The sequence below is a fragment of the Roseomonas rosulenta genome (genome assembly GCF_016106005.1).
GTDB lineage: Bacteria > Pseudomonadota > Alphaproteobacteria > Acetobacterales > Acetobacteraceae > Neoroseomonas > Neoroseomonas rosulenta.
The window spans coordinates 1-5,922 of record NZ_JACADR010000274.1 but is presented as its reverse complement, the minus strand read 5'-3'; the positions used below and the strand labels follow the sequence as shown (position 1 = coordinate 5,922).

The 5,922-nt window shown below is 73.8% G+C and carries 6 protein-coding genes; 3 read left to right on the top strand and 3 right to left on the bottom strand.

Going from position 1 to position 5,922, the window contains the following annotated elements:
* Nucleotides 1-594 (bottom strand): GNAT family N-acetyltransferase (locus HW578_RS21845; protein WP_198372830.1); only part of this gene is annotated, 594 nt, incomplete at its 3' end.
* A gap of 6 nt (nt 595-600) precedes the next feature.
* Here HW578_RS21845 and HW578_RS21840 point away from each other — a divergent pair.
* Genes HW578_RS21840 through HW578_RS21830 form a run of 3 tightly spaced genes read left to right on the top strand, consistent with a single transcriptional unit; the run spans nt 601 to nt 3,937 of the window.
* Nucleotides 601-1,692 carry a Gfo/Idh/MocA family oxidoreductase gene (locus HW578_RS21840; RefSeq protein WP_198372829.1) on the top strand — a complete coding sequence of 364 codons (1,092 nt, stop codon included), beginning with the start codon at nt 601-603 and terminating at the stop codon, nt 1,690-1,692.
* On the top strand, nt 1,692-2,513 hold the full coding sequence (locus tag HW578_RS21835; RefSeq protein ID WP_198372828.1) for a sugar phosphate isomerase/epimerase family protein: 822 nt from the start codon (nt 1,692-1,694) through the stop codon (nt 2,511-2,513). Before HW578_RS21840 ends, HW578_RS21835 begins: the two co-directional genes overlap by 1 nt.
* The gene (locus tag HW578_RS21830) at nt 2,510-3,937 is read left to right on the top strand and encodes an enolase-like domain-containing protein (protein WP_198372827.1); all 1,428 of its coding nucleotides are present in this window, start codon (nt 2,510-2,512) and stop codon (nt 3,935-3,937) included. The genes HW578_RS21835 and HW578_RS21830 overlap by 4 nt, the downstream gene beginning before the upstream one ends.
* A gap of 65 nt (nt 3,938-4,002) precedes the next feature.
* Here the strand turns inward: HW578_RS21830 and lpxK are convergent, their stop codons facing one another.
* Together lpxK and HW578_RS21820 are read right to left on the bottom strand one after the other, a co-directional pair.
* On the bottom strand, nt 4,003-4,992 hold the full coding sequence (lpxK, locus tag HW578_RS21825; RefSeq protein ID WP_198372826.1) for a tetraacyldisaccharide 4'-kinase: 990 nt from the start codon (nt 4,990-4,992) through the stop codon (nt 4,003-4,005).
* 14 nt (nt 4,993-5,006) lie between these two features.
* On the bottom strand, nt 5,007-5,922 hold a 916-nt coding region (locus tag HW578_RS21820), incomplete at its 5' end, for a 3-deoxy-D-manno-octulosonic acid transferase (RefSeq protein WP_198372825.1).

The window sequence follows — 5,922 nt, the reverse complement described above, 5'->3', positions numbered from 1 at the left end:
GCGCGCCACCACGGGGCCGACCTGCGGCCCGCGCGTGCCGTCCCGCGCGAGAGCGAAGCCGCGCAGGCCGGCATCGCCCTCCAGCACGAAGGCGGGCGCGCGCGCAGCGAAATCCCGCAGCAAGGCTTCGCGCGGCGTGCCGAAGGCGGCCGCGTCCAGCGCCAGCACGGCGGGCCAGTCGTCGTCGCGCAGCGCGCGCGGCCCCGCACCGCCTGGAAGCACCGGCAGCGACCAGCGGGCAAACCCCCAGACGTCACGGAAGCCAAGCCGCCGATACACCTCGCGCCCCGCCGGCGTCGCGTCCAGCGCAGCGCAGCGCGTCCCCGCCAGGGCCTCCATCGCCCAGCGCATCAGCGCCGTGGCGTGGCCACGGCGCCGCAGGTCCGGGCGCACCAGCACCATCGAGATCCAGGCGAGGTCCGCGCCATAACGGATCACCGCGGCCGTCGCGGCCAGCGCATCCTGCCCGTCATCCAGCGCGCGGCCCTCGCCTTCGGCCAGGAACAGCGCCCAGTCGCGCGCCACCTGGTTCCAGCCGACCAAGCGCGACAGGGCGGCGGCGCGCGGCAGGTCGTCGGGCGTGAGCGGTCGCATCGCGCAATGCCACGCCGCGCGCGCCGCGCCGTCAAGCGCTTGACGCGCGCGCCGCCCGGCCGCCCACTCGGCGCCATGGACGCGAACACGCCACGCCTGCTGCTGATCGGCTGCGGCGCCTTTGGGCGCTTGCACCTGGCGGCGCTGCGCGGCCTCGGCATCGCGCCGATGGTGCTGGACCCCGACCGCGCGGCGGCGGAGGCGACCGGCTGCGCGGTTGCGCCGTCATTGGCAGCTGGCCTCGACGTCTGCGACGCCGCCATCATCGCGACACCCGTGCCCACCCATGTGCCCATCGCGACCGCGGTGCTGCGCTCCGGGCGCGACCTGTTCCTCGAGAAGCCAGCCACCGAGACCGCGGCGGAAGCGGCCGCGCTCGCCGCACTGGCCGAGCGCGAAGGCCGCATCGCCCAGGTCGGGTTGTATTTCCGCTTCCATCCCAAGGCGCAGGCGCTGCGGTGCATGGTGGCGGCGGGCGATTTCGGCGCGCTGCACTACCTCGCGGCGCGCTTCTCCGGCGTGAAGCGCGCCCGCGGCGATTCCGGCGCGCTGCTGAACGACGCGGTGCATTTCGCCGACCTGCTGCCCTGGATCGCCGGCGAGGCGCCCGCGCGCGTCTTCGCCACGCTGGCGGACTCGCTCGGCCGCGGGCGGGAGGACCTGGCGGTGATCCAGATGATGTTTCCCTCCGGCCTCACGGCGTTGATCGAGGCCGGCTGCGTGCTGCCGGGTCGCTGGCCCGATGCGGTGGTGCCGGGGGCCGAGACGCGCAAGGACGTCGTCGTCGCCGGCCGCGCCGCGCTGGTCGAGGTGGATTTCGCCGCCGAGACCTTCGCCCTGCGCCGCGGCGCCCACGAACCCGCGGCGAACGGTGCGTGGCTGCCGCGCCACACCGCGCGCGAGGAACCGCCTATCCCCGCCGCCGACCCCGTGCAGGTGGTCGCCGCCGAACTCGCCGCCTTCCTCGAGGCCGTGCGCACGCGCCGCATCCCAGACGCCAACCTGCGCGACGGCGCGCTGGCCCCCGCCCGCATCCTGGACGCGGCGCGGCTCTCCGCGGCAGAAGGTCGCGTCGTGTCGCTCACGGAGATCGCCTGATGCGCATCAGCCTGTGCAACGAGGTCATCCGCGACCTCGACTTCGCCGCGCAATGCGCGCTGGCCGCCGCGCTCGGCTATGACGGGCTGGAGGTGGCACCCTTCACGCTGGATGCCGAGGCGCCGCACCTGCTGCCCACGTCGCGCCGCGCTGAGCTGCGCCGTGCCGCGGCGGACGCAGGCACGGCCATCACGTCTTTGCACTGGCTGCTGGTGGCGCCGGCAGGGTTGTCGATCACCACCGCCGATGCGGGCACACGCGCGCGCACGCTGGACGTGATGGAGCGTGTGGTCGCGCTGGCGGCGGATCTCGGCGCGACGCTGCTCGTGCATGGTTCGCCCAGCGCGCGGCACGTCGCTGCCGAGGGCGATGGCGCCCGCGCCGAGGAGGCGATGGCGCGCGCCGGCGACTGGGCCGCGCAGCATGGCGTGACCTATTGCCTGGAACCGCTCGATGCCGGGCAGACCAACTGGTGCACCACGGTCGCCGAGGCCGCGGAGATCGTGCGCCGCATCGGCAAGCCGGCGCTGCGCACCATGCTCGACACCTGCGCGGCCGGAAATGGCGAGAGCGCCAGCATCCCCGCGCTGCTCGAACGCTGGATGCCCTCCGGACTCATCGCGCATATCCACCTGAACGACCGCAACAAGCGCGGCCCCGGCCAGGGTGCCGACCGCTTCGGCCCGGTGCTGTCCGCGCTGCGCACCACCGGCTACACGGGCTTCGCCGCGGTGGAGCCCTTCGACTACATCCCCGACGGGCCGACCAGCGCCGCGCGCGCCATCGGCTATCTCCGCGCGCTGCAGGAATCCGCCGCATGACCGCCCCCCGCTTCCGCCTGCTGGAAACGCAGCGTTTCGAATGGCCCTTCCGCCTGCGCCTGCCCTTCCGCTTCGGCGTCATCACCGTGACCCACGGCCGCCAGGCGGTGATCCGCGCGCGCATCGCGCTGGAAGATGGATCCGAGCATTGGGGCGTGGCGGCGGAGACGCTGGCGGCGAAGTGGTTCGACAAGGACCCGCGCTGGTCGGATGCGCAAAACGAGCACCAGTTGCGCCGGTCGCTGGAACTCGCCAGCGAGGCCACGCTGGCCGCTGGCGCGAACACCGCCTTCGGCCACTACGCCGATGCCTACGCAGCGCATGTCGCCGCCTGCGGCGCGGAATCACTGAACCCGCTGGTGGCCTCCTATGGCCGCGCGCTGCTCGACCGCGCCATGCTGGATGCGCTGCTCAAGGCGAAGGGCCTGTCCTTCGCGCAGGGGCTGCGGGCAAATATCGGCGGCATGGCGCCGCATGCCGTGCTGCCCGACCTGCCCGGCTTCGACTTCGCGGCGATGCTGGCCTCGCTTACGCCCGCGCGGCGGATGCATGCGCGGCACACGGTCGGGCTGGTGGACCCGATCACCGCCGCCGACCAGGCCGAGCGCGTCGATGACGGCCTGCCCGAGACGGTGGAGGAGGTCGCCGCCACCTATCGCCACACATGGTGGAAGCTGAAGGTAGGCGGCAATGTCGCGGCCGATGTAGACCGGCTGTGCCGCATCGCCTCCGTGCTGGACCGGCTGCGTGGCTACCAGGTGAGCCTCGACGGCAACGAGCAGTACGAGGATGCCGAGGGCGTGCTGGCGCTGTGGCGCGCCATGCAGGCGGAACCGCGGCTGGCGCGGCTCAATGCCTCCATCGCCTTCATCGAGCAGCCCGTGAAGCGCGCCAAGGCGCTCGATGGAGCGATGGGTGCTCTGGCCGCCGCGCGCCCGGTCATCGTGGACGAGAGCGACGGCCCCCTCGATGCCTTCGTGCAGGCGAAGGCGCTGGGCTACACGGGCATTTCGTCGAAGGCGTGCAAGGGGGTGTGGCGGTCGTTGGTCAATTTCGCGCGCTGCCGTGCCTGGAACGCCGTGGAACCGGAGCCGCGCTTCTTCATGAGTGCCGAAGACCTGACCACGCTGGCCGGCGTCTGCGTGCAGCAGGACCTCGCACTGGTTTCCGCGATGGGCCTGGTGCATGTGGAGCGCAACGGCCATCACTTCGTGGACGGCTTCTCCGGCCAGTCCAAGGCGGATGCCGTGCGCTTCATGGAAGCCCATCCCGACCTGTACGCCGACACCCCGCGCGGCCCGCGCCTGTCGATCCGCGAGGGTGTGCTGGAGCTCGGTTCGGTGGTGGACGCCGTCGGCCTGGGGTCCGCCCTGGACCCGGAGTTTGCGTCGATGGACGCGATGCCCGCGGCGTCCTGGCCCTAGATCGCGGTCCAGGGGGCCGCAGCCCCCTGGTGGGGAGCCCGAGGGGCAACGCCCCTCGGAACCTTTCACGCCGGCATCGGCACCCGCGACGCCAGCGGCTCGAGCAGCGTCTCGATCGCGACGGGTTCTTCCCATTCCAGCCGCACGGTCACGACGGTCACCCGGTTGCGGAAGGCTGGCGGGATGCGCACGAAATCCTTGCGCGTCGTGACCGGCGTCGCGCGCAGGCTGTCCGCCTCGGCCAGCAGGTCGCGCAGGTCGCCTTCGTCGAAGGGGTAGTGGTCGGCGTAGGATTGCCGCCCGGCGAGGAACACCCCCGCTTCCTGCAGCGTGCTGAAGAACTTGCGCGGGTTGGCGATGCCGCAGAAGGCGAAGACCGGCTGCCCGGCCAGGAGTTCCGCCTCCGGCCCCGGGCGCAGGCGCGCGCGCAGCACCGGCAGGGAGGGCGGCAGTTGCGCGAGCGCGTTCGTCTCGTCCGCGCCGATCAGCACGGCCGCGCGGCAGCGTGCGGCGGCGGCGGCGACGGGTTCGCGCAGCGGTCCGGCCGGGATGATGCGGCCATTGCCGAAGCCGTAGGACCCGTCGATCACCAGCAGCGAGAGGTCCTTGGCCAGCGTCGGGTTCTGCAGCCCGTCATCCATCACGATGGCCTGGGCGCCGCCGGCGATCGCGGCCTGCGCCCCGGCGGCGCGGTCGGCCGCGACCCAGGTCGGGCGTTCGGCCGCCAGCAGCAGCGCCTCGTCGCCCACCGCCGTGCTGTCGTGCTGCGCCGGGTCCACGCGGGTGGGTTGCCTGATGCGGCCGCCATAGCCGCGCAGCAGGAAATGCGCGCCGATGCCGCGGTTGCCGAGCCGCCGGCCGATATCGAGCGCCACCGTGGTCTTGCCCGCACCGCCGGCGGTCGCGTTGCCGCAGCAGATAACCGGGATTGGCGCCTGCCAGCCGGCGCGCGCCATGCGCCGCGCGGTGGCGGCCGCATAGAGGGCGGAGACGGGCGAGAGCAGGATGGGCGCGAGCCCCCCGCTGCCGCCGCTCCAGAACTCGGGAGCGCGCATCAGTCGAAGTCCACCTAGGTCCTTTCCCCCGGCGGCCCGGATGTTTCCGGTGCCACCGCCCGATCGCCGCCCGACGCGGCCATCCCATCCACCGGCCCGGGCAGCAGCGGCAGAAGCGCCGCAGCGATCCGGTCCGGCAACCCGGCCTGCTCGGCCGCGACTGCCGCAGCGGCGCCGGCCTGTGCCCGCCCCTGCTCACGGTTCGTTAGCATGGCGGCCACCGCCTCGGCCAGCGCGGCGGCCGGGTCGGGTCCGGGATCGACACGGACCAGCCCGCCGGCAGCCGCCATCCGGTCCAGGATCTCGGCGAAGTTCCAGGTATGCGGGCCGGTCAGCACCGGGCAGGACAGGCGCGCGGGCTCCAGCGGATTCTGCCCGCCATGCGGCACCAGCGAGCCACCCATGAAGGCCAGCCGTGCCAGCCGGTACCACAGGCCGAGCTCGCCCAGCGTATCGGCCACCAGGACCTGCGTCTCCGGCTCGGGGTCGCCGCCAAGGCTGCGGCGCGCGGCCGGGATGGCTCCAGCCAGGGCGGCCACCTCGGCGCCACGCTCGGGGTGGCGCGGCACGATGATGGTGAGCAGCCCGGGATGGGCCGGCGCCAAGCGCCGGTGCGCGGCCAGCACCAGCGCCTCCTCGCCCGGATGTGTGCTGGCGGCGACCCAGGCAGGGCGGTCGCCGACCAGTGCCGCCAGCCGCGCCAACTCGGCGGCGTCGGCCGGCAGCGGCGGGGCGGCGAATTTCAGGTTGCCCGGGCAGGCGGCGCCGGGCGCGCCCAGGGCGCGCAAGCGCGCCGCATCCGCCTCGGTCTGCGCCAGTACCAGCGTGAAGGCCGAGAGCACCCGGCGCGCGAAGCCCGGCGCGCGGGCCCAGCGCCGCGCCGCGCGCGCCGACATGCGCGCATTGACCAGCGCCATCGGGATGCCCCGC